The 22,510-nt window shown below is 75.5% G+C and carries 17 protein-coding genes; 10 read left to right on the top strand and 7 right to left on the bottom strand.

Features of this window, described 5'->3' with window-relative positions:
• Positions 1-60: 60 nt before the first annotated feature.
• The 5 genes from purE to E4A51_RS01390 form a co-directional block, all read right to left on the bottom strand.
• Positions 61-597: a 5-(carboxyamino)imidazole ribonucleotide mutase gene (purE, locus tag E4A51_RS01410; protein WP_087508097.1), complete on the bottom strand. Its 537-nt coding sequence runs from the start codon at positions 595-597 to the stop codon at positions 61-63.
• A complete protein-coding gene (locus E4A51_RS01405) occupies positions 594-1,784 on the bottom strand; it encodes a 5-(carboxyamino)imidazole ribonucleotide synthase (RefSeq protein ID WP_134850684.1) in 1,191 nt (396 codons plus the stop codon). The genes purE and E4A51_RS01405 overlap by 4 nt, the downstream gene beginning before the upstream one ends.
• A gap of 48 nt (positions 1,785-1,832) precedes the next feature.
• A complete protein-coding gene (manA, locus tag E4A51_RS01400; protein ID WP_070320640.1) occupies positions 1,833-3,026 on the bottom strand; it encodes a mannose-6-phosphate isomerase, class I in 1,194 nt (397 codons plus the stop codon).
• Positions 3,027-3,128: 102 nt separating this feature from the next.
• Positions 3,129-4,448: an ATP-binding protein gene (locus tag E4A51_RS01395; protein WP_046528786.1), complete on the bottom strand. Its 1,320-nt coding sequence runs from the start codon at positions 4,446-4,448 to the stop codon at positions 3,129-3,131.
• Between the two features lies 1 nt (position 4,449).
• Positions 4,450-5,172, bottom strand: a complete 723-nt coding sequence (locus E4A51_RS01390; protein ID WP_134850683.1) for a response regulator transcription factor — start codon at positions 5,170-5,172, stop codon at positions 4,450-4,452.
• Between the two features lie 195 nt (positions 5,173-5,367).
• Here E4A51_RS01390 and E4A51_RS01385 point away from each other — a divergent pair, with 195 nt between their 5' ends.
• The 5 genes from E4A51_RS01385 (at position 5,368) to E4A51_RS01365 (ending at position 15,012) form a co-directional block, all read left to right on the top strand.
• Positions 5,368-6,666 carry a sensor histidine kinase gene (locus E4A51_RS01385; protein WP_070320639.1) on the top strand — a complete coding sequence of 433 codons (1,299 nt, stop codon included), beginning with the start codon at positions 5,368-5,370 and terminating at the stop codon, positions 6,664-6,666.
• A complete protein-coding gene (locus tag E4A51_RS01380) occupies positions 6,663-7,397 on the top strand; it encodes a response regulator transcription factor (protein ID WP_046528789.1) in 735 nt (244 codons plus the stop codon). The genes E4A51_RS01385 and E4A51_RS01380 overlap by 4 nt, the downstream gene beginning before the upstream one ends.
• 149 nt (positions 7,398-7,546) lie before the next feature.
• Positions 7,547-8,383, top strand: a complete 837-nt coding sequence (locus E4A51_RS01375) for an ABC transporter ATP-binding protein (protein ID WP_046528790.1) — start codon at positions 7,547-7,549, stop codon at positions 8,381-8,383.
• Positions 8,383-10,929 (top strand): ABC transporter permease, encoded by a 2,547-nt coding sequence (locus E4A51_RS01370; RefSeq protein ID WP_134850682.1) that lies wholly within the window; start codon positions 8,383-8,385, stop codon positions 10,927-10,929. Before E4A51_RS01375 ends, E4A51_RS01370 begins: the two co-directional genes overlap by 1 nt.
• Before the next feature lie 132 nt (positions 10,930-11,061).
• Positions 11,062-15,012, top strand: a complete 3,951-nt coding sequence (locus E4A51_RS01365; RefSeq protein WP_134850681.1) for an FtsK/SpoIIIE domain-containing protein — start codon at positions 11,062-11,064, stop codon at positions 15,010-15,012.
• Positions 15,013-15,059: 47 nt separating this feature from the next.
• On the opposite strand, the gene E4A51_RS01360 is transcribed toward E4A51_RS01365, so the two are convergent.
• On the bottom strand, positions 15,060-15,458 hold the full coding sequence (locus tag E4A51_RS01360) for a hypothetical protein (RefSeq protein WP_070320280.1): 399 nt from the start codon (positions 15,456-15,458) through the stop codon (positions 15,060-15,062).
• Between the two features lie 606 nt (positions 15,459-16,064).
• Here E4A51_RS01360 and E4A51_RS01355 point away from each other — a divergent pair.
• Positions 16,065-16,313: a WhiB family transcriptional regulator gene (locus E4A51_RS01355; RefSeq protein WP_013117620.1), complete on the top strand. Its 249-nt coding sequence runs from the start codon at positions 16,065-16,067 to the stop codon at positions 16,311-16,313.
• Between the two features lie 226 nt (positions 16,314-16,539).
• On the opposite strand, the gene E4A51_RS01350 is transcribed toward E4A51_RS01355, so the two are convergent.
• Positions 16,540-18,021, bottom strand: coding sequence for a sensor histidine kinase (locus E4A51_RS01350; protein WP_134850680.1), 1,482 nt, complete (start codon positions 18,019-18,021; stop codon positions 16,540-16,542).
• A 144-nt stretch (positions 18,022-18,165) separates the two neighbouring features.
• Here E4A51_RS01350 and E4A51_RS01345 point away from each other — a divergent pair, with 144 nt between their 5' ends.
• The 4 genes from E4A51_RS01345 to E4A51_RS01330 all read left to right on the top strand — a co-directional run bounded on the left by E4A51_RS01345 (position 18,166) and on the right by E4A51_RS01330 (position 22,436).
• Positions 18,166-18,687: a DUF2505 domain-containing protein gene (locus tag E4A51_RS01345; protein WP_070320279.1), complete on the top strand. Its 522-nt coding sequence runs from the start codon at positions 18,166-18,168 to the stop codon at positions 18,685-18,687.
• 335 nt (positions 18,688-19,022) lie between these two features.
• Entirely contained in the window at positions 19,023-20,333 is a 1,311-nt protein-coding gene (locus E4A51_RS01340) for an ABC transporter substrate-binding protein (RefSeq protein WP_046528795.1), read from the top strand.
• Between the two features lie 148 nt (positions 20,334-20,481).
• Positions 20,482-21,522 carry a carbohydrate ABC transporter permease gene (locus E4A51_RS01335; protein WP_046528796.1) on the top strand — a complete coding sequence of 347 codons (1,041 nt, stop codon included), beginning with the start codon at positions 20,482-20,484 and terminating at the stop codon, positions 21,520-21,522.
• Entirely contained in the window at positions 21,519-22,436 is a 918-nt protein-coding gene (locus E4A51_RS01330; RefSeq protein WP_046528797.1) for a carbohydrate ABC transporter permease, read from the top strand. Before E4A51_RS01335 ends, E4A51_RS01330 begins: the two co-directional genes overlap by 4 nt.
• Positions 22,437-22,510 lie beyond the last annotated feature (74 nt).

Here is a 22,510-nt window from a genome sequence, read left to right as displayed (position 1 = left end):
CGGCACGCCGGGTCCGCAGGTCGAACGTCCAGCGGTCACGCGGACCGGCGGCGCGTCGGGTCAGGCGGTGAAGCCGGTCGCGGGTCCCGCAGCCCGCGCGCGGAGCCGCTCGCCCTTCGCGTCGGCCTGCGCACGCAGGCCGTCCTGGAAGTCCGTCATCGCGTCCCGGAGCCGCTCGGCCTCGGGACCGGGGCCGGCGGCGAGGATCCGCACCGCGAGCAGACCGGCGTTGCGCGCACCGCCGACCGAGACGGTCGCGACCGGCACACCGGCGGGCATCTGCACGATCGACAGCAGGGAGTCCATGCCGTCGAGGTGCGCGAGGGGCACCGGCACCCCGACGACGGGCAGGGGCGTCACGGCGGCCAGCATGCCCGGCAGGTGCGCCGCCCCGCCCGCGCCGGCGACGAGGACGCGCAGGCCGCGGCCGGCGGCGTCCCGCCCGTACGCGACCATCTTGTCGGGCTGCCGGTGCGCCGACACGACGTCGACCTCGACGGGCACGCCGAACTCGGCGAGCGCGTCGACGGCCGCCGACATCACCGGCCAGTCCGAGTCCGATCCCATGACCACACCGACGAGGGGTGCCTCGCTCATGCCGCGCCTCCGTTCCGGGGTCGCTCGCCGCGCAGTCGCGCGGCAGCGGCGCGCGCGCGTGCGCGCACGTCGTCCAGGTCGTCGCCGGACACGTTGACGTGCCCGAGCTTGCGGCCCGGGCGGACCTGCTTGCCGTACAGGTGGACGCGCGCGCCCGGGTCCGCGCCGAGCACGTCGGCGAGCGCGTCGGTCGGGTCCTCGAGCGCGCTGCCGAGCACGTTCGCCATGACCGTCCAGCGCGCCCGCGGCGTCACGTCCCCGAGCGGCAGGTCGAGGACGGCACGCAGGTGCTGCTCGAACTGGCCGGTGACGGCGCCGTCCATCGTCCAGTGCCCCGAGTTGTGGGGGCGCATCGCGAGCTCGTTCACGAGCACCTGCGGCGCACCGCCGTCGGGGTCGGCCACCTCGAACAGCTCGACCGCGAGGACGCCGGTCACCCCGAGCCCGTCCGCGACCGTGCGCGCGACGCGCTCGGCCTGCGCCGCGGTGGCCGGGTCGAGGTCCGGCGCGGGCGCCACGACCTCGGCGCACACGCCGTCGCGCTGGAGGGACTCGACGACCGGCCACACGGCGCTCCGGCCCGACGGCGTGCGCGCCACCAGCACCGCGAGCTCGCGCGTGAACGGGACGAGCTCCTCGGCGAGCAGCGCGGGGCCGGAGCCGTCGGCCGCCGCGGCGCACCAGGCCAGGACGTCGTCGGGCAGCGGACCGGCATCGACGACCCGGACGCCCTTGCCGTCGTACCCGCCCCGCGCGGTCTTCACCACGGCACGACCGCCCGACGCGGCGCGGAAGCGCTCGAGGTCGGCGACGTCGGCGACGGGCGCCCAGCGGGGGCACGGCGCTCCGAGCGCCGTGAGCCGCCGCCGCATGACGACCTTGTCCTGCGCGTGCACGAGGGCGTCCGGACCGGGGTGGACCGGCACGCCGCGCGCGGCGACGGCCGCCAGCACCGGCGCGGGGACGTGCTCGTGCTCGAACGTGAGGACGTGAGCACCCTCGACGAGCGCCAGGACGGCGTCGATGTCGTCGGCGGCTCCGACCGGGGCGTCCGCCACGGCCTGCGCCGCAGACCCGTCGGCTGACTCAGCGAGGACCCGCAGGTGCAGCCCGAGAGCCGTCGCGGGGCCTGCCATCATGCGGGCGAGCTGCCCGCCGCCGACGACGGCCACGGTCGGAGGAGTCACGGGCGCAGAGCCTAGTCGCTGTCGCGCGCCGCGCCGTCCTTGTCCACGTCACGGCACCGAGCCCTGGACCACGCGCCCGTGACCGGCGACGACGAGCGCACCGTCCGCGGCCGGCACGAAGGCCGCGCGCCCGGCGTGCAGGGCGAGCTCGGCACCCGCGGCGGACCGCAGCACGACGTCGCCCTCGAGGCAGACGACGACGCGCGGCCCGACGCCGGGGAGGCGGACGACGCCACCGCCCGGCACCTGCGTCACCGAGAGCTCGAAGTCGTCGACCGGCACGTAGTACACCTCGGTCGCGTCGTAGACGCGCTCGGGCGCGATGCGGATGGGCGGCGCGGCCACGCAGTCGACGGCGCGCAGCAGCTCGGGGATGTCGACGTGCTTGGACGTCAGGCCCGCGCGCAGCACGTTGTCGGAGTTCGCCATGATCTCGACCGCGAAGCCGTCGAGGTAGGCGTGCACGGCGCCGGCCGGGACGAACAGGGCCTCTCCCGGGCGCAGCGAGACCGGGTTGAGCAGGACCGCGGTCACCGCGCCGGGGTCGCCGGGGTAGGCACGCTCGAGCACGTCGACCGCGCGGTCGGTGCGCGGCGACGGCGAGCCGGCGACGAGGCGCGCACGGAACTCGTCGGCGAGCTCGGAGACCTCGCGGGGCGTCGGGCGCGTGCCCTCGCCGACGAGCCGCGTGAACGCCTCGCGGACCCCGGACGGCGTCGGGTCGGCGGTCACGGTCTTGTGCAGCTGCCGCGCGACGGGGTGGTCGAGCCCGCGCAGGATCTCGGCGGTCCGACGAGGTGCGCGGAACCCCACGAGCGCCTCGAAGGGCGAGAGCGCGTACACGAGCTCCGGCTTGTGGTTGCGGTCCCGGTACGCACGCCGCGGGTCGTCGAGCGCGACGCCGCGCGCGTCCTCACGCCCGTACCCGTCCTGCGCGAGCTCGATGCTCGGGTGCACCTGCAACGACAGCGGACGTGCCGCGGCGATCAGCTTGAGGAGGAACGGGAGCTGCGGACCGAACCGCGACGCCACGTCGGGGCCGAGCAGCGCAGCCGGGTCCTGCGCGATCGCGACGTCGAGCGGCTCACCCGCGGGGCCGCCGACGAGCGACGGCGCGGACGGGTGGCCGCCGAACCACGCCTCGGCGACCGGGCCGCCGTCGGGAGCGGTCCCGAGCGCCTCCGGGATGGCCGTCGACGACCCCCAGGCGTAGGTCTGGAACGACGGTGCGAGCTCCTGCACGGATCCCCCTCCTCACGGCGACGTCCTGACGACGTGCCAGGGAGCCTAGCCGCGAAGCGCGCCGACGACCGCGCGGTGTGACCCGTTTTGCCCGTTTCACCCTCATCGACGGCGGTCGCGACGCACCGACACGACCGCGCCGCGCGGGAGCACCACGTCGGGACGCAAGGACGCCGGCACGCCTGACAGGAAGAGCGCGAACACGGCCGGGCGGCGCTGCGCGAGCTCGAGCCGCCCGCCGTCGGCGTTCGCCAGGTCGCGCGCGAGCGCGAGCCCGAGACCCGTGCCGGCCCCCGAGGTGACGTCGCGCTCGAAGATGCGGGACGCGAGGTCGTCGGGCACGCCCGCGCCCTCGTCGCCGACCTCGACCACCACCGCGTGGGACGACCCGCCGGCGCGCGCCCGCACCGTCGTGGTGCCGTCCCCGTGCTTGAGGGAGTTCTCGATGAGCGTCGCGAGCACCTGCGCGAGCGCGCCCGGGGTCGCGAGCACCTGCGTCGACGGGTCGACGTCGACCACGAGACGACGCCCGGCCGCCGCGAAGGTGGGCGCCCACTCCTCCTCCTGCTGGTGCACGACCTCGACGAGCGGCACCGCCTCGGTGGTGCCGCCCTGCGCGCGGCGCGAGCTGGCCAGCAGGTCGTCGACCACGCGCACGAGGCGCTCGACCTGCTCGAGGGAGATGCGCGCCTCCTCGCGGACCTCCTCCTCGCCCGCCGCGAGCATGATCTCCTCGAGCCGCATCGACAGCGCGGTCAGCGGCGTGCGCAGCTGGTGCGACGCGTCGGACGCGAACTGCCGCTCGGCGGCGAGCCGGCCGGCCATGCGGTCGGCGCTGCGCGCGAGCTCGGCGGCCACGAGGTCGATCTCCTCGACGCCCGACGGCTCGAGCTGGGGCCGCACCTGCCCGGACCCCAGCTGCTCGGCGGACGCCGCGAGGTACACGAGCGGCGCGGCGAGCCGGTTGGCCTGCCAGATCGCCATCGCGATGCCCGCGGCGAACGCGACCACCGCCGCGACCACGACCAGGGCGATGACCTGCACCGACGGCCAGAAGACGTCCCACCAGGAGACGTACAGCAGGACGGTCGCGCCCGTGTCGGACGTGTCCTGGACCGTGAGCCGCCGCCCGTCGACCGCCGGACCGGCCCGGTACGTCTCGCCGTCGGCCGTGCGCACGACGACGGTCGCGGCGATGTCGCCCCCGCCGCCGGTGTACGGCTCGAGCATGCGGTTGGACAGCGCGATCTCGCGCTCGACGCGGAAGTCGACGGTCCGTGCGACCGAGACCGCGCGGACCTCGAGGTTGCGCACCTCGTTCTCGCGCACCAGCTGCGCCCCCAGGAAGGCCAGCGGGAAGCCGAGCAGCACGACCGCGACGGTCACCGCCGCGATGGTCGCCTGCAGGACCCGACGACGCACGTCAGACCTGGTCGAACGGGCCCGGCGGCGCGACCTCGGGCGCGGCGCCGCCGGTCTCGAAGCGGAAGCCCATGCCGCGCACGGTCGTCACGTAGCGCGGGGCGTTCGCGTCGTCGCCGAGCTTGCGCCGCAGCCACGACACGTGCATGTCGAGGGTCTTGGTCGACCCGGTCGGGTCGGAGCCCCACACCTCGCGCATGAGCGTCTCGCGCGCGACGACCGTGCCCGCCGCGGCCACGAGCACGCGCAGCAGGTCGAACTCCTTGGCGGTGAGGTGCAGCTCGCGCTCGCCCTGGAACGCGCGGTGGGCCGCGACGTCGACGCGCACGTCCTGCGCGTGCAGCTCTTCCTCGTCGCCCGGGTCGCCGACCGTGCGCCGCAGCAGCGCCCGCACGCGGGCGAGGAGCTCGGCGAGCCGGAACGGCTTGGTCACGTAGTCGTCGGCGCCCGCGTCGAGGCCCACGACGAGGTCGACCTCGTCCGCGCGGGCCGTCAGGACCAGGACCGGCGTGGTCAGCCCCTGCGCCCGGATCGCCCGGGCGACGTCGAGGCCGTCCATGTCGGGCAGCCCGAGGTCGAGGACGACGAGGTCGGCGCCCGCCGCACCGTCGATCGCGCCTTGACCCGTTCCTTGCACGCGCACGTCGTAGCCTTCACGCCCCAGCGCGCGCGCCAAAGGCTCGGCAATCGCGGGGTCGTCCTCGGCCAGCAGCACCTGGGTCATTCCGCCATGCTAGGTCACGTACTCCCCTCTCCCGCCAGCCCCAGGTCCCCGACGCGCCGAGAGGATCCACGCCGCGACGCCGGCCGCGGCCCGCGTCGCCGCCGCGCCCGCTGCACCCGTGGACGGACGCCGCCCGGCCGCACGATCAGCCCGCGGGCGCACGACCGCGGCCGTGACGCCGCCTACGCTCGTGGGATGTCGTGGTGGGACCGGATGTGGCAGTGGGAGGACCAGCACCGCTTCGGCGTCGACCTCACGATGGCGGCCCTGCTCACGGTGGTCCTGGTGCCGCCGTCGATCGGGCTCGTGGCGAACCAGCTGTCGGACCTGCCCGCGTTCGTCGTCTCGCTGAGCACGTTCGGCATGGTCGTGCCGCTGGCCTGGCGCCGCACCCGCCCCGCGGCGTCCGTCGCGATCGTCTACACGTGCGCGCTGCTGCACCTGGTCGCGCGGGTCCCGATGGTCCCGACGGACTTCGTGGTGCCCTTCGCGCTGTACTCGGCAGCGCTGCACGGCCCGCGCTGGGCGCACCGCACCGCCATGGCGGGAGCACTCGTCGGGTCGGCGGTCCTGGGCGGCATGATCGGCATGCCGTACTCCCCCGGCATCGCCGTGTTCATCGCGATGTTCGCGGGCAGCCTGTTCCTCGTCGCGTGGGCGTTCGGTCTCGTCCGGCGCAGCCGTCGCGAGCACCTCGAGGCGCTCGTCGACCGCGCGCAGCGGCTCGAGGTCGAGCGCGACCAGCAGGCGATCATCGCCACGGCCGCCGAGCGCGCGCGCATCGCGCGCGAGATGCACGACATCGTGGCGCACAGCCTCTCGGTGATCATCGCGCAGTCCGACGGCGGCCGGTACGCGGCCGTGCACGACCCCGACGCGGCGACGCGCGCGCTCGGCACGATCGCCGAGACGGGCCGCGCCGCGCTGACCGACATGCGCCGCCTGCTGGGCGTGCTCCGCGAGGCCCCGGCACCCGCGACGGCGGGCGCCCCCGGCGTCCTGCCGACCGCGACCGCCGACGACGCGCCCGACGTGCGCGCCTCGACCGCCACCGTGACGCCCCAGCCCTCGGTCGAGGACGTCGAGCAGCTCGTCGCGCAGATGCGCGCGAGCGGCATGCGCATCTCCCACGTGCGGCTGGGGCAGCCGCGCCACCTGCCGCCCGGTGCGGGGCTGACGATCTACCGGATCGCGCAGGAGTCCCTCACCAACATCCTCAAGCACGCCGGCCCCGACCCGTCCGTGACGGTCATGCTGCAGTGGCAGCCCACGGCCGTCGCGCTCGAGGTCAGCGACGACGGCCGCGGGGCGTCGGCCGGCACCGACGGGCTCGGGCAGGGGCTGCTCGGGATGCGCGAGCGCGCGACGATGTTCGGCGGCACCGTCACCGCGGGGCCCCGCCCCGGCGGCGGGTTCCGCGTGCGTGCGACGCTGCCCACACCCGGCGCGCCGGGCGAGCCCACCACGACACCTGCGGGAGGATCCCCCTCGTGAGCACCCCGAGCAGCGGCACCGTCCCGCCCGTCCGCGTCGCGCTCGTCGACGACCAGCAGCTCGTCCGCGCGGGCTTCCGCATGGTCATCGACTCGCAGCCCGACCTCGAGGTCGTCGTCGAGGCGGGTGACGGCGCGCAGGCCGTGCGCGCGCTGGACCCGGCGGCGCGCACCGCGACCGGGCCCGTCGACGTCGTGCTCATGGACGTCCGCATGCCCGCGATGGACGGACTCGAGGCGACCGAGCGCATCGTGGCGAGGGCGACGCCCGAGCTGCCGGCCCCCAAGGTCATCGTGCTCACGACGTTCGACCTCGACGAGTACGTGCTCGCCGCGATCCGCGCCGGCGCGAGCGGCTTCCTGCTGAAGGACGCACCGCCCGAGGAAATGCTGGCGGCGATCCGGACCGTGCACCGCGGCGACGCCGTGATCGCGCCGTCGAGCACGCGCCGGCTCCTGGAGCACCTGGTCACGGCGCTGCCCGAGGACGAGGCGGCCGCGGCGGACCACCCCGCGCACCAGGCGGTCGCACAGCTGACGGACCGCGAGCGCGAGGTGCTCGTGCTCATGGCGCGCGGCCGCTCGAACACCGAGATCGGGCAGGACCTGTACGTCGCCGAGGCGACGGTCAAGACGCACGTGGGCCGCATCCTCGCCAAGCTCGGCGCGCGCGACCGCGTGCAGGCGGTCGTCACCGCGTACGAGACCGGGCTGGTCCGGCCCGGGGCCTGACCCGCGGGGCCGCAGGTCCGCCCCCTGGTCGCACCGCCCGTGCGGCCGTGGGATGACGGGGTCGGCCGCAGGACCCACCCACGGCGGGACGCGCCTCGGGGTCGTCGGACGCGAGGCTGGGTGCACACCTTCGAGACAGGAGCACCCCGTTGGACACCTCCGCCCCCCGCCCGCTCGACCGGCCGGCCGACGGCACCCCCGCGTCCCGTGCCCGTGCGCTCACCAAGGTCTACGGGTCCGGCGCGTCGGCCGTGCGTGCGCTCGACGGCGTCGACGTCGACTTCGCCACGGGCGCGTTCACCGCGATCATGGGCCCGTCGGGCTCGGGCAAGTCCACGCTCATGCACCTGATGGCGGGGCTCGACGACGCGACGTCCGGCACGGTGCACCTCGGGCAGACCGAGATCACGTCGCTCAACGACGACGCGCTGACGCGTCTGCGCCGCGACCGCGTGGGCTTCGTGTTCCAGTCGTTCAACCTGCTGCCCATGCTCACGGCCGAGCAGAACATCGTGCTGCCGCTCGACCTGGCGGGCCGCAAGCCCGACAAGGCGTGGTTCGACACGCTCGTCGCGACCCTCGGGCTGCAGCAGCGGCTCACGCACCGGCCGAGCGAGCTGTCCGGCGGTCAGCAGCAGCGCGTCGCGATCGCGCGCGCGCTGATCACGCAGCCCGAGGTCGTGTTCGCGGACGAGCCGACCGGCAACCTCGACTCCCGCTCGGGCGCCGAGGTGCTGAGCTTCCTGCGCCGCTCGGTGCGCGAGCTGGGCCGCACGATCATCATGGTGACGCACGACCCGACGGCCGCCGCGTACGCCGACCGCGTGCTCCTGCTCGCCGACGGCCGCATCGCCGGCGACATCGCCGACCCGACGCCCGAGTCGGTGCTCGCGGGCCTCGAGGGCCTGCGCGTGCTCGAGGCGCCGGCCGGCACGCCGACCGGCGCGACCCCCGTGGTCCAGGCCCCCGCGGGGGGGCTGCGCTGATGCTGCGCCTCACCCTCGCCCAGATGCGGCGGAGCCTGCCCCGGCTCGTCGCGGCGGGCATCGCCATCGTGCTCGGCTCGGCGTTCGTGACCGCGACGCTCGCGGCCGGCGACGCGATCACGCGTGGCGGGTACGACTCGATCACGGCGCGGTACGGCACGGCGGACCTCGTGCTGCTGTCCGACTCCGGTGAGCTGACCGGTGCGGCGGAGCGCGTGCGCGACGTCCCCGGCGTCCGCGCCGCCGACCCGCTGCTCGCGAGCTGGGCGCGCTTCGAGAGCGGCCGCCGCACGGCCTCGCAGACCGTCGTGCCCGCACCCTCCGACCCCGGGCTCGCGTCGGTCGAGGTCGTCGACGGCCGCGCACCCGCCGCGCCCGGTGAGGTCGCGATCCCCGCACCGACCGCGGAACGCCTCGGCGTCGGCGTCGGCGACACCCTGACCACGAGCTGGACGGTGTGGCCAGAGACCGCCGACACGGTCGACGCCGCCGGGACGGACGAGCCGCAGACCGACCCGGAGCCCGTCGACATGACGGACGAGCTCACGCTCGTCGGACTGGTCGACGACCCGCGCGGGGCGTGGGCGGGCTACGGCGGCGCCGGGCTCGCGACGTTCGAGGACATCGCGCGCTGGAACGGCGCGGACGACCCGTCGGAGCTCGCGGTCATGGGCATGACCGTGGCCGTCGACGGCGACGTCGAGCAGGTGCGCACGGCGCTCGCGAGCGCGTTCCCGGACGGCGAGGTGCTGACGCGGGACGAGGCGGCCGAGAAGACCGTCAAGGAGTACACGGGCGGCGGCAACGCCATCATGATGCTCGTGCTCGGCTTCGCGGCGGTCGCGCTGCTGGTCGCGGCCCTGGTCATCTCGAACACGTTCCAGGTGCTCGTCGCGCAGCGCACGCGCATGCTCGCGCTGCTGCGGTGCGTCGGCGCGCGCCGCGGGCAGCTGCGCACGTCGGTGCTCCTCGAGGCCGCGATCCTCGGGGTCGCGGCGAGCGCGACCGGCGTGCTGCTGGGTCTCGGGCTCGCGCAGGGCGCGCTGTCGCTGCTGGCCCGCTCGCAGGGCGGTGTCCCGCTGCCCACGACCGCGCACCCGACGGTCGCGAACGTGCTGCTGCCGATCCTGGTGGGCACGCTGGTCACCGTGGGCGCGGCGTTCGTGCCGGCGCGTGCCGCGACCCGCGTCGCCCCCGTCGCCGCGCTGCGCCCGGCCGACGCGCCGAGCGTGCGGGCGCGCCCGGGCAGGATCCGGTTCGGCTTCTCGCTGCTGCTCACCGTGGGCGGCCTGGGTGCGCTCGTGGGCGCGGTCCTGCTCGCGCGCAAGGGCATCGGCGTCGACGGCATGCTGCCGCTGGCCGTCGGCGTGCTCGGCGGTGCGACGTCGTTCGTCGGGCTGCTGGTCGGTGCGGCGCTGTGGATCCCGAAGGTCGTGTCGGCCGTCGGCCGGCCCGTCGCCAGGATCTCGACGAGCGCGCGGCTCGCCGCCGCCAACACCGTGCGCAACCCGCGCCGGACCGCCGCGACCAGCACCGCGCTGGTCATCGGCGTGACGCTCGTGGTGATGATGACCACGGGCGCGACGTCGGCGCAGGTCTCGCTCGCGCGCGAGTTCGACGAGCGCGGGCCCGTCGACCTCGTGGTGCAGGGCTCCGACGGCGAGGCGTTCCCCGAGGACATGGTGCGCGGGATCGCCGAGGTCGACGGGGTCGCCGAGGTCGTGCCGACGCGCAGCGCGGTCGTCCAGAGCGAGAAGGAGGCGCCCGTGCAGGCGTTCGTGGTCGACGCGAGCGCGGCGCACCTGCTGCGGGACGCCCCCGCGGCCGACGCGATCGCCGCGGGCCGCAGCGTCGTGCCGGCGTGGTTCGCGGACGCGACCGGGTCCTCGGCGACCATGACGGGCCCGGGCGGCAGGACGCAGACCGTCCCGGTGACGACGCGCGGGGTCGACGACCTGCTGCTGACGCCCGAGGCGGCCGACCTCGTGGGGCTTCCGGACGCGGCGAGCTCGGTGCTCGTGCGGCTGTCCCCGGGTGCGGACGCCGCGCGGACGCTGCTCGACGTGAACGACCTGCTCGTCGAGCAGGACGTGGTGCTGACGAGCTCGGCCGCGGAGCGGCAGAGCAACGAGCAGATCATCGAGGTGACGCTCGCGGTCGTCATCGGGCTGCTGGGCGTCGCGGTGATCATCGCGCTCGTCGGCGTCGCGAACACGCTGTCGCTGTCGGTGATCGAGCGCCGCCGGGAGTCGGCGACGCTGCGTGCCGTGGGGCTGTCGCGACGCGGGCTGCGCTGGATGCTCGCGACCGAGGGCATGCTCATCGCGGGTGTCGGTGCACTCATCGGCACGGTGCTCGGCCTGCTCTACGGCTGGGCGGGGGCCGCGACGGTGTTCGGCGAGTTCGGGGACCTGCGCCTGCACGTCCCGTGGGCGCACGTCGCCGTGGTCATGGTCGTCGCGCTGCTGGCGGGGCTCGTGGCCTCGGCGCTGCCGGCGCGGTCGGCCGCGCGGACGCCGCCCGTGGCGGCCCTCGGCGTCGACTGAGGGTCCGGTGCCGCGACGGGTGGAGGGCCCGGCGCGGCACCGAACCGACCACGGCCCGGTGCAGGAAGACGTCGTCCACGTCGTCCCGCACCGGGCCGTGGTGCGTCACGCCGCGCGCGCGACGCTGGCGACGTGCGCCTCTCGTTGTCCTCGCCCCTCGACGGCCCCGACGAGCTCGACGTCGATGCCCTGCCCGGTCTGCCGCTGGGCGACCTGCGACGCCACCTCGCGGTGCTCACGGGCGACGCCGGGTGGGCGGGCCCCGGGGTCGCGCTGACGGTGGACGGCCACGCGCTCGCCGACGACCACCCCGTCGGCGCCCCGCCGCTGCTGCCCGGCGCGCGGCTCGCCCGTGGGCACGACCCGCGCGCGGCCTCCGACGGGCTGGCCGAGGCCGTCGCCGCCGACGCGCACGTCGCGGTCGTCGCCGGGCCCGACGCGGGTCGCGTGCTCGCACTGCCCGACGGCGCGCAGATCGCGGTCCGCGGCCCGCACGGCCCGAGCACGCCGGGCCGACGGCACACCTGGCGGACGCCCCCCGGCCCGGGCGCCACCCTGGTTGTCGACGACCCGACGCTCACCGGCCTGGTGCTGCGGGTCCGCCGTCGCGGGCGTCGCGTCAGGGTCCGCACCCGTCGTGGTCCGCGCCCGCGCGGGGACGTGACGACGCTCGGTGCGTCGACGCGCCCGTCGGCGTGGCGGCTGCCGGGACCGCCGGGCGGCGCGGCGTGGCGCGCCGACCGCCCGCTCCGCGTGGGGGCGTCGGTCCTCGAGGTCCGCGGGCCGGGCGTGGCACCGCCGCCGGGCCGCCGCCGGCGGCTCCCCCCGTGGGCCTGGACCACCGTCGCCTCGACCGCCGGTGCGGTCGGCCTCGCGGTGGCGATGCGTCAGCCGCTGCTGCTCCTCACGGCCGGGGTCGGGCTGCTCGCGCTCGTCGCGGCCCTGCGGACGCCGGACGCGCCGCGCGGTGACCGCGGCGGCACGGACGACGACACGGAGGATGGCGCGCCCCCGGCGCACGCTGCCGACGAGAGCCGCCCCGCACGGGACGTGGCCGCGCTGCGCGTCGCGACGGCAGCCGCGGTGCGCGGTCGCCCCGCCCCCGTTCCCGGCGACCGCCGCTCGTGGCCGGCCGACCGCGCGATCGCGCTGGTCGGGCCACGCGCGGCGGCACTGGCGACCGCGCGCGCCCTGGTGCTGCGCAGCCTGGGGGCCGCGACGAGCACCTCGCTCGTCCTGCGCGGTCCCGCCGGGTCTGCCCCGGGTGACGACTGGGCCTGGGCCCGCTGGTGGTACCCGTCGCACGACCTCCCCCGTCCCGACGCGGACGCCCTCGTCGTCGTCGACGGCGCGGGCAGCGACCTCGCGGGGTGGTGGGCGTCGACCGGACCGCGCACCCTGCTGCTCCTGGTCGTGCCTCCGGGCGAGCGGGTCCCCGCCTGGGTGCCGACGGTCGTCGCCCTGCCGTCGCGCCCGCACGCGTGCGACGACGCGCGACGGCGGCGAGCGCCCCGACCGGCGGCGTGCGTCGAGCCGGTCGTGGAGGGTGTCTCGCGCGCGGTGGCCGACGCGCAGGCGCGTGCGGCCGCCGCGCTGGCGTGGCGGAGCGCGGCGGCCGGGCGGACCGTCGGGCCCGACGACGGGTCCCTGACGGCCGGGCCCCCGGTGGCACCGCACGACGACGGGGCGGCCCCCGTGCTCGGCGCGCTGCCGGGCCTGCCCGCCGCGACCGCCGACGCCGTGTCGAGCGCCTGGCTCCGCGGCGCCCGCCGGCACCGCCCGGTCGCGAGCGTCGGCGTCGACCCGGCGGCGCCCGCCGCGGGACCGGTCCGGCTCGACCTGGTGCGCGACGGGCCGCACGTGCTCGTCGCGGGCACCACGGGGTCCGGCAAGTCCGAGCTGCTCACGACGCTCGCGCTCGCACTCGCGCTGACGCACCCGCCGGAGCGCCTCGCCCTCCTCCTGGTGGACTTCAAGGGCGGCACCGGGCTGGGCCCGCTCGCGGGCCTGCCGCACGTCGTCGACCACGTCCACGACCTCGACGTCGCGTCGGCACGCCGCACCCTCGCGGGCCTGCGCGCCGAGGTGCGTCGCCGCGAGCAGCTCCTCGCGGCGTCCGGGCACACCGACGTCTCCGACCTCGACCCGGCCGACCCGGCGACGCCCGGCCGCCTCGTCGTCGTCGTCGACGAGCTCCGCGCGCTCGTCGACGACCTGCCCGAGGCGGGAGCCGCGCTCGCCCGCCTGGCCGCGCAGGGCCGCGCGCTCGGCGTGCACCTCGTGCTCGCGACGCAGCGTCCCGCCGGTGCGGTCCCTGCCGACCTGCGGGCCAACGTCAACCTGCGGATCGCGCTGCGCGTCGCGGACGAGGCCGACTCGCGCGACGCGCTCGGCGTCCCCGACGCCGCCGCCCTGGACCCGGCGGCGCCCGGCCGGGCGCTGCTGCGCGTCGGCCGGCGTCCCGCCGTCGCGGTCCAGGTCGCGCGTGCACGGCACGGTCGCGCGCCGGCACCGGTCCGGCTGGCCGGTCGCCCGGGCGGCACGTGGCGACCCGACACCGCCCCGGGCGCCGTCGACGACGTCGCGGCCTGGGTCGCCGCGTGCCGCGCGGCGGCCGGGGAGCGCGGGCCCGGCGTGCCGTGGACCCCGGCGCTGCCCCGGCACCTGCCGGCCGACGCCGTGGGTGCGCCCGCGCGCGACGACGGGCTGCTCGTCGCGGTCGCCGACCTGCCCGACGAGCAGCGCCGTGCCGAGGTCCGCTGGCGGCTCGACGGCGGGCCGCTGCTCGTGCTGGGCGGGCCCCGGTCGGGCCGCTCCACCACGCTGCTCACGGCCGGCACGCACGCGCTGCACGCCGGCGCCCACGTGCACGCCGTCGGGCTCCCCGACCGCGCCGTCGCCGGCCTGCACGCGGCCGCGGCCGGAGCCGTCGGCACCGTCGTGCCCCTGGACGACCTGCACCGCTGCCTGCTGCTGCTCGACCGGCTCGTGCACCCGCACGAGCCGGCGGGAGCGCCGCAGGTGCTCCTGCTCGACGGCCTCGACGTCCTCCTCGAGGACCTCGCCAGGCACGCCCGCGGGCTCGGCGCCGACCTGCTCGCCGCCCTCCTGCGGCGCCCGCCCGCGGGCGTGCACGTCGCCGCGGCGGGGCCGGTCGTCGCGGCGCTCACCCGCCTGCTGGGCACGTTCCCGACCCGGCTCGTCCTGCCCGTCGCCGACCCGGCCCTCGACCCGCAGGCGGGCGTGCCCCCTGACCTGACGGGGCCGCGCACGAGCGCGGGCCGCGCGGTCGCGTCCACGCCGACCGGGACGGCCGTCGCCCACGTGGTGACGCCGTCGCGGACGCCGGTGCCGCACGACCACGCGCGCGCGGCACCCTTGCGGATCGCTCTCCTTCCCGAACGGTCGCTCGCGCCGGCCGGGGCGTGCGACCGCCGGCTGGGCACCGGTGGGGACGGCGGCGCACCGGTCCTCGTCGACGGCACGCGGCCGCTGCTCGTGGCGGGACCGCACGGTAGCGGCCGCACCACCACGCTGCACACCCGGGCGCTCGCCGCCGCCCGGGGCGGCGAACGGGTCGTCCTGGTGACGACGCGCGAGCCCGACCCGGCAGCACCGCCCGACCACCCGGGCCCGGTGGAGGCGCCGCGGTGCGTGCCGGCGGACGCGTCGCCCGTCCGTAGGGTCGGGCCCGACGCCCTCGCGGACCTGCTCGACGACCCCGGGGACAGCACGACGGGCGGGCCGCTGCTCGTCGTCGACGACCTCGACGAGCTGGAGCGCCTCGCACCCGAGGCCGCCGCGGGCGTCGAGCGCGCGCTGCGCTCGGGGCGGCCCCGCGTCGCCGCGGTCGCGACCACCACCGAGCACGCCGCGACCGCGTTCCGCGGGGTCGTGCCCGCGGTGCTGCGGCACGGTCAGGTGCTCGTCCTCGACCCACACGGTCCGGCCGCGGCCGACCTGCTCGGCGCGGGGTCCGCGCTGCACACGGACCCGGGCGTGCGGGTCCCGGGCCGAGGCGTGCTGCGACACGACCGCAGGCTCGTCCGCGTCCAGGTCGACGACCACCCGCGCACGTCCTGAGCGGACGCATCACGGGCCGCCGGCCGAGACGTCTCGGTCCGTGCGCCTCAGTCCGTGCGCCGCCCCGTGGACGACGTCGCGGCGACGACGGAGGGGACGAGCAGCGCAGCACCGACGACGACGGCGACGACGACGGGCACGAGCGCGAGCGCTCCCCCGCCGGCACGCCACCAGGTGGTCGCGGCCACCACGACGAACAGCTGGACCGTGAGCACCGGTCCGCGGGGCCAGCGACGCCCGCCCCAGAGCCCGCGGACAGCACCGACGAGCAGCGCAGCCGCCCCCAGCGCGAGGAGGACGAGGAACAGGACGGGGCCGACGTCGCCCCCGCCACCCAGCGACACGACGCCGACGACGGCCGCCGCCCCGAGCGCGAGCGCCTCGAGGAGCACGAGGCCGCACGCGACGACGAGCAACGGGGGATGCGACGACGGGGGCGTGGGCATGCGACGACCCTAGGACGTCGCACCTCGGACGTCGGTCGTCGGACCCGGGTGCGGCGGTCCGGCTCGCACCTGCGCGGCCCCACGACCCGCTCGCGCGGGCCCGCGGCAGGCCTCCGGGAGCGCGCACGCCACGACACGGCGGGGCCATACCAGATCCGGCGCGCCCGCCCGACCACACGTCTCGACGACGCGACCGGGAAAGACGTCCCGGGTCTCGCGTGAACCACGTCACGATCACTCGGGCACGCCTGCGGCCGACCACCCGCGGGCGACGCGGGACGGCGGCGCCGAGGTGACGGCGGGGTGAACGACACAGCGATCTCCCAGGTCACGGGCCTGGACCGGGACGAGTGGCTCTGACCTGGACGTTCGGCCGAGTTCGGCGCGCCGTCACGGCGCGCCCCCGCGACGGGTCACAGCCCGACGACGCGAGAATGTGACCAACGCCTCAGAGGTCACGATGATGAAACGTTGCCGTAACCCTTGTGCGTCGACGGCACCCGGTGTGACGCTTGAGCAAGCACGTTCCCCCCACCACTGACTCCATGCCTGCGGCCGCGCGCTCCCTCGGGGCGCGCCGGGCAGGCGTGCGCCCAAGGAGATCCCATGGACTGGCGCCACCGCGCAGCCTGCCTCGACGAGGACCCCGAGCTCTTCTTCCCGATCGGCAACACCGGTCCGGCCCTCCAGCAGATCGAGGAGGCCAAGGCCGTGTGCCGCCGGTGCGACGTCGTCGACACGTGCCTGAAGTGGGCGATCGAGACCGGTCAGGACGCCGGCGTCTGGGGCGGCCTGTCCGAGGACGAGCGCCGCGCGCTCAAGCGCCGCACCGCGCGCCAGCGCCGCGCCGGCTGAACCACCGCACCCGCGTCGCACCCCCGCGACGCCTCCCGCACCACCCGACAGGGCCGACCGTTCGCGGCGGCCCTGTCGTCGTTCCGGCGCACGGCCACGCGCCGGGCCCGGACGACCGGCTACGACCGATCGCACCACGCTCGGGCGTCAGGGGACCCGATCGTGCGGGACCACCTGGCCGCTCCGAACCCTCGTCGGGTGACGGTCGACCACGACCTCCCCCGGCTCAGGCGACCGTCGCCGCGTCCCGTCCCTGCCGCAGCACGGCCTCGATGACGACCGACGTGCCGCCGCTGTCGCCCGACCGCCACACGATCGAGCCGCCCAGCTCGTTGCGGACCAGGGTCGACACGATCTGCGTGCCCAGCCCGGTGCCGGCGCCCTTGCCCTCGGGCAGGCCCGCGCCGTCGTCGACCACCTCGACCCGCAGGCGGTTGCCCTCGCGTTCGACGACGATCTCGACCGTGCCCTGCTCGCGCCCGGCCAGGCCGTGCTCGACCGCGTTCGTCACGAGCTCGGTGAGCACGAGCGCGAGCGCGGTGGCGTCCTCGGCCGGCACCGCGCCGAACGAGCCGCGCACCGTGGTGCGGACGTGCGCACCCGCGGTCGCGACGTCCGCCGCGAGCCGCAGGCTCCGCCCGACGAGGTCGTCGAACGGCACGCTCTCGTCGAGCGTCTGCGACAGGGTCTCGTGCACCAGCGCGATGGTCGCGACGCGTCGCATGGCCTCGGCGAGCGCGTCGCGCGCCTCGGGCGAGCTCATGCGGCGCGACTGCAGCCGCAGCAGCGCCGCCACCGTCTGGAGGTTGTTCTTCACGCGGTGGTGGATCTCACGGATCGTCGCGTCCTTGGTGATGAGCTCGCGCTCGCGCCGCCGCAGCTCCGAGACGTCGCGGCACAGCAGGACCGCGCCGGTGCGCTGGGCACCCTCGGTGAGCGGCACGGCACGCAGGGACAGCGCGACGCCGCGCGCCTCGACGTCGACGCGCCACGGCGCCCGCCCCATGAGCACGAGCGGCATCGACTCGTCGACCGTCGCGTCCTGCTCGATGAGGTCCGACGTCACCTCGACGAGCGACCGCCCGACGAGGTCGCCGAGCGCACCCAGCCGGTGGAAGCACGACAGCGCGTTGGGGCTCGCGTACAGCACCTCACCCTCGGCGTTGAGGCGCACGAGCCCGTCCCCGACGCGCGGCGCGCCGCGGCGCGGACCGGTCGGCGCGTCGGGCGACGGGAACTCGCCCCGCGCGATCATGCCCACGAGGTCGTCGGCGGCCTCCACGTAGTTGAGCTCGAGGCGCGAGGGCGTGCGGGCGCCGCCGAGGTTCGTCTGCCGCGCGAGCACCGCGATCGCCCGGCCGCCGCGCACGACCGGCACGGCCTCCTCGCGCACCGCGTAGGAGCCGAACCAGCGCGGCTCGCGCGAGCGCTGCGCCGCCCGCTCGTCCAGAGCGCGCCGCAGCTGCGCACGCTGCCCCTCGGGCGGGTGCGAGCCGACCACGTCGTCGTAGTGCACGGTCGCCCCCGTCGACGGGCGGCACTGGGCGATCGCCACGAAGTCGTCGTCGGTCGTGGGCAGCCACAGCACCAGGTCGGCGAAGGCCAGGTCGGACACGACCTGCCAGTCGCCGACCAGGAGGTGCAGCCACTCGAGGTCGGCGGGCTCGAGCGCACCGTGGCGCGCGACCAGGTCGCTCAGCGTGGACACGCGCACCAGGGTACGCAGCGACGGCTAGGCTCGACGCGACGGGTCCACACCGCGGCGACGCACCGGGGGGACGGCCACGGCTCGACCCGTCGAGGGGTCCGCGCCGTCGCGCGGCACCGTCACCATCGGCCCGGGGAGCCCGCGGTGCACCTGCACGTGACCATCGACCTGCCCACCGACGCGCACGGCGCCGCGCGCCTGCTCGCCGACCCGGCCTACGTCGCCGCCAAGGTCCGCGAGGCAGGCGCGGTCGACCAGCACGTGGACGTGACCGGCACGGTCGACGGCGCGTTCACCGTCACGACCCGCCGCCAGCTGCCGACGGGTCAGATCCCCGCGCACCTGCGGGCGTTCGTGGGCGACCGGATCGACGTGCGCCAGGTCGAGGCCTGGGAGGCGGCCCGCGAGGACGGCGCGCGGGCGGGCACGGTGGTCGTCGAGATCGCGGGCGCACCCGTGCGCGTCACCGGCCGCACGACGCTCGAGCCCGTGGCACCGGGGACGAGCCGGGTCGTCTACGACGGCGAGGTGCGCGCCGCGGTGCCGTTGTTCGCGGCGGCCGTCGAGGAGGCCGCGGGGGGCGCCGTGCGCGCCGCGCTGGCGACCGAGCAGGCCGTCGCGGCGCGGTGGCTGAGCGGTGCCGACGGCCACGCGCAGACCACCTGAGCGGACGACCCCCGAGCGCCCCGCGGGCGAAGGTCACGAACGGCTGAACGCCGTAACGATTGGGTAACGTGGGAGTCGTGGGAAATCGCTGTGACCAGCAACGACGCTCAGATGGAACCGCTACCACGACGGTGACGCGATCCCCGCTCCTTGACACCTGACCATCTGGCGCAGCAAGGTGTCCCGCAGTGCGTGGGAACGCTCCCGCAATCACGGCGAGAGCGCACCCACGACGGGGCCGACCACCCCACGCACGATGCCCGACGTCGACGACGCGCGGCACCGGGCGGATCGACGTACGGCGGTGTCGCCGTCCGACTGACAAGGGAGTCACAGTGCGCAAGACCACACGCAGGACGTGGGCGCTCGCAGCGGGTGTCATGAGCGTCTCGCTGCTCGCGACCGCCTGCTCCAACGACGGCGGTTCCACCGACGGCGGCTCGACCGACGCCGACGGCAAGGTCACCATCACCGTCGCGACGTTCAACGACTTCGGCTACACCGACGAGCTGCTCGCCGAGTACACCGAGGCGAACCCGAACGTCGTCGTCAAGCAGACGCGGGCCGCGAAGTCCGAGGACGCCCGCACCAACCTCACGACGAAGCTCGCGGCCGGTGGCTCGGGCCTCGCCGACATCGAGGCCATCGAGGTCGACTGGCTGCCCGAGCTCGTCCAGAGCTCCGACGCCTTCGCCGACCTCACGGACTCGGCCGTCGAGGGCCGCTGGGAGGACTGGAAGGTCAAGGCCGCGACGACGGCCGACGGCAAGCTCATCGGCTACGGCACGGACATCGGCCCGGAGGGCATCTGCTACCGCGCCGACCTGTTCGAGGCCGCGGGCCTGCCCTCGGACCGCGAGTCGGTCAAGGAGCTCCTCGGCGGCGACAACGCCACGTGGGACAGCTACTTCGCGGCCGGTCGCGAGTTCAAGTCGAAGTCCCCCGACGTCGCCTGGTTCGACTCGGCGTCGTCCATCTACCAGGGCATGGTCAACCAGCTGGAGAACGCGTACGAGGAGAGCGACGGCACGCCGAAGCCCCTCGCGGACAACGCGGACGTCAAGAAGCTGTACGAGGCCACGCTCAACGCCTCGGCCGACCTCTCGGCGCACCTCGGCCAGTGGTCGGGCGACTGGGACGCCGCGTTCCAGAAGAACGGCTTCGCGACCATGCTGTGCCCCGCCTGGATGACCGGTCCCATCGAGGAGCGTGCCGGCGGCATCACCGGCTGGGACGTCGCCGACGTCTTCCCCGGCGGCGGCGGCAACTGGGGCGGTTCGTACCTGACGGTCCCGTCGACGGGCAAGAACGTCGACGAGGCCAAGAAGGTCGCCGAGTGGCTGACCTCGCCCGAGACGCAGATCAAGGCGTTCCTCAACGCGGGCACCTTCCCGAGCCAGGTCGAGGCCTGGGACTCGGCGGACCTGACGGCCGCGACGAACGACTTCTTCAACAACGCGCCGGTCGGTGAGATCTTCGCCAAGCGTGCCGCGGCGATCGACGTCACGCCGTTCAAGGGCCCGAACTACTTCCAGATCCACCAGACGGTCGGCGACGCGCTGAACCGGGTCGACATCGACAAGTCGGAGTCGATCGAGCAGGGCTGGACGAGCGCGGTCCAGGCGTACGACAACCTGGGTCTGTGACCCACCGGGCCGGCCGGGGACCTGAGACACGGTCCCCGGCCGGCCCTCCGGTGTGACCGCACGGTCCGCCATCTGACGTCCGAGGGTCTGCGGGCACGACGCGACCCTGAGCCCCCGCACGCGGGTCACCACCCCCACGAGGTCCGTCATGTCCGTCAAGTCACCGGCGCCCGAGCGCATCGCGCCCGCGGGCACGCCCCGCGCGCCGCGCCGGGTCGGCTTCTCCCAGCGGCTGTCCCGCTGGGACGTCAAGCTGTCCCCGTACCTCTACATCTCGCCGTTCTTCATCCTGTTCGCCATCACGGGCCTGTTCCCGCTGGTCTACACGGCGTACGTCTCGCTCCACCAGTGGTCGCTGCTGGGCGGGCAGGGCGACTACATCGGGTTCCAGAACTTCACCGACATCTTCGCGCAGCCGGCCTTCTGGCGGTCGCTGCGCAACACGTTCTCGATCTTCCTGCTGTCCTCGGTGCCGCAGGTGCTCGTCGCGATCGTCATCGCCGCCCTGCTGGACCAGAACCTGCGCGCCAAGACGTTCTGGCGCATGGGCGTGCTGCTGCCCTACGTGGTCGCGCCGGTCGCGGTCGGCCTCATCTTCGGCCGCATGTTCGCCGACCAGTCGGGTCTCATCAACGGCGCCCTCGGGTTCTTCGGCATCGAACCCATCCGCTGGCACGTCGACGCGCTCGCGAGCCACGTCGCGATCGCCTCGATGGTCAACTTCCGGTGGACCGGCTACAACGCACTGATCTTCCTCGCCGCGATGCAGGCCGTGCCGCGCGAGCTCTACGAGGCGGCGATCATCGACGGCGCCGGCCGCGTGCGCCAGTTCTTCTCGATCACGATCCCGCAGATCCGCGCCACGATCATCTTCGTCGTCCTGACGTCGACCATCGGCGGCCTGCAGATCTTCGACGAGCCCCGCGTCTTCGACGAGGCGGGCCGCGGCGGGTCCTCCCAGCAGTGGATGACCACCACGCTCTACCTCTACGACGTCGGCTGGGGCACGCAGCGGAACCTGGGACGCGCCGCGGCGGTCGCCTGGCTCCTGTTCCTCATCGTCGTCGTGATCGGCTTCATCAACTTCGCGATCACCAACCGGATCTCGACGTCGGGTGCCGACCGCACCACCACGCGCACCCGTCGCCAGCGACGCGCTGCCGCCCGTTCCTCGAGGAGGTCCGCATGAGCTCCGTCCCCACGACCCGCCAGACGGCGGGCGCCGGCGCCGCGCGTGCAGCCGCCCGTCGGGCCGGCCGCAGCAAGGTCGGCGGGTACGACCGCCGTCCCGGCGTCGTCACGTACGTCCTGCTCGGGGTGGCCGTGCTCATCGGCCTCGGGCCGCTGTACTACACGCTGCTGCTCGGCTCGTCGGACCCGGTCGCGATCGCGCAGAGCTCGCTGCCGCAGCTGCTGCCGGACGCGAGCCTGTTCGAGAACTTCTCGAAGGTCATCAACTCCGACGCGTTCGACTTCTGGAAGGCGTTCGGCAACTCGCTGATCATCGCGCTCTTCACGTCCGCGACGACGGTGCTGTTCTCGACGCTCGCGGGCTTCTCGTTCGCGAAGCTGACGTTCAAGGGCCGCCGACCGCTGCTCGTCTTCGTCATCGCGACGATGGCCGTGCCGACCCAGCTCGGCGTCATCCCGCTGTACATCATCATGGCGAAGATCGGCTGGATCGGGACCCTGCAGGCGGTCATCGTGCCGGCGCTGGTCACCGCGTTCGGCGTGTTCTGGATGACGCAGTACCTCGAGGAGGCGCTGCCCTACGAGCTCATCGAGGCCGCGCGCGTCGACGGCGCGTCGATGTTCCGGACGTTCTGGTCGATCGCCATGCCGGCGGCCCGCCCGGCCGCCGCGATGCTCGCGCTGTTCACGTTCGTCACGCAGTGGACCAACTTCTTCTGGCCGTCGATCGTGCTCAACCAGAGCAACCCGACGTTGCCCGTCGCGGTCCGCCTGCTGCAGGCGAACTACTTCGTGGACTACTCGCTGGTCATGGCGGGCGTCTTCCTCATCACGCTGCCGCTGATCATCCTGTTCGTCTTCGCCGGCCGCCAGCTCGTGGCAGGCATCATGGCGGGCGCCGTCAAGGGCTGAGCCCGACCCGGCCCGGGGCGCTTCCCACGCTCGCCCCGGGCCGGGAGGTAATCTCACGCGTGCGTCACCGCGCG

The sequence above is a fragment of the Cellulomonas sp. HD19AZ1 genome, assembly GCF_004535805.1.
Taxonomy (GTDB): domain Bacteria; phylum Actinomycetota; class Actinomycetes; order Actinomycetales; family Cellulomonadaceae; genus Cellulomonas; species Cellulomonas iranensis.
This window is presented reverse-complemented; position numbering and strand designations above follow the sequence as displayed.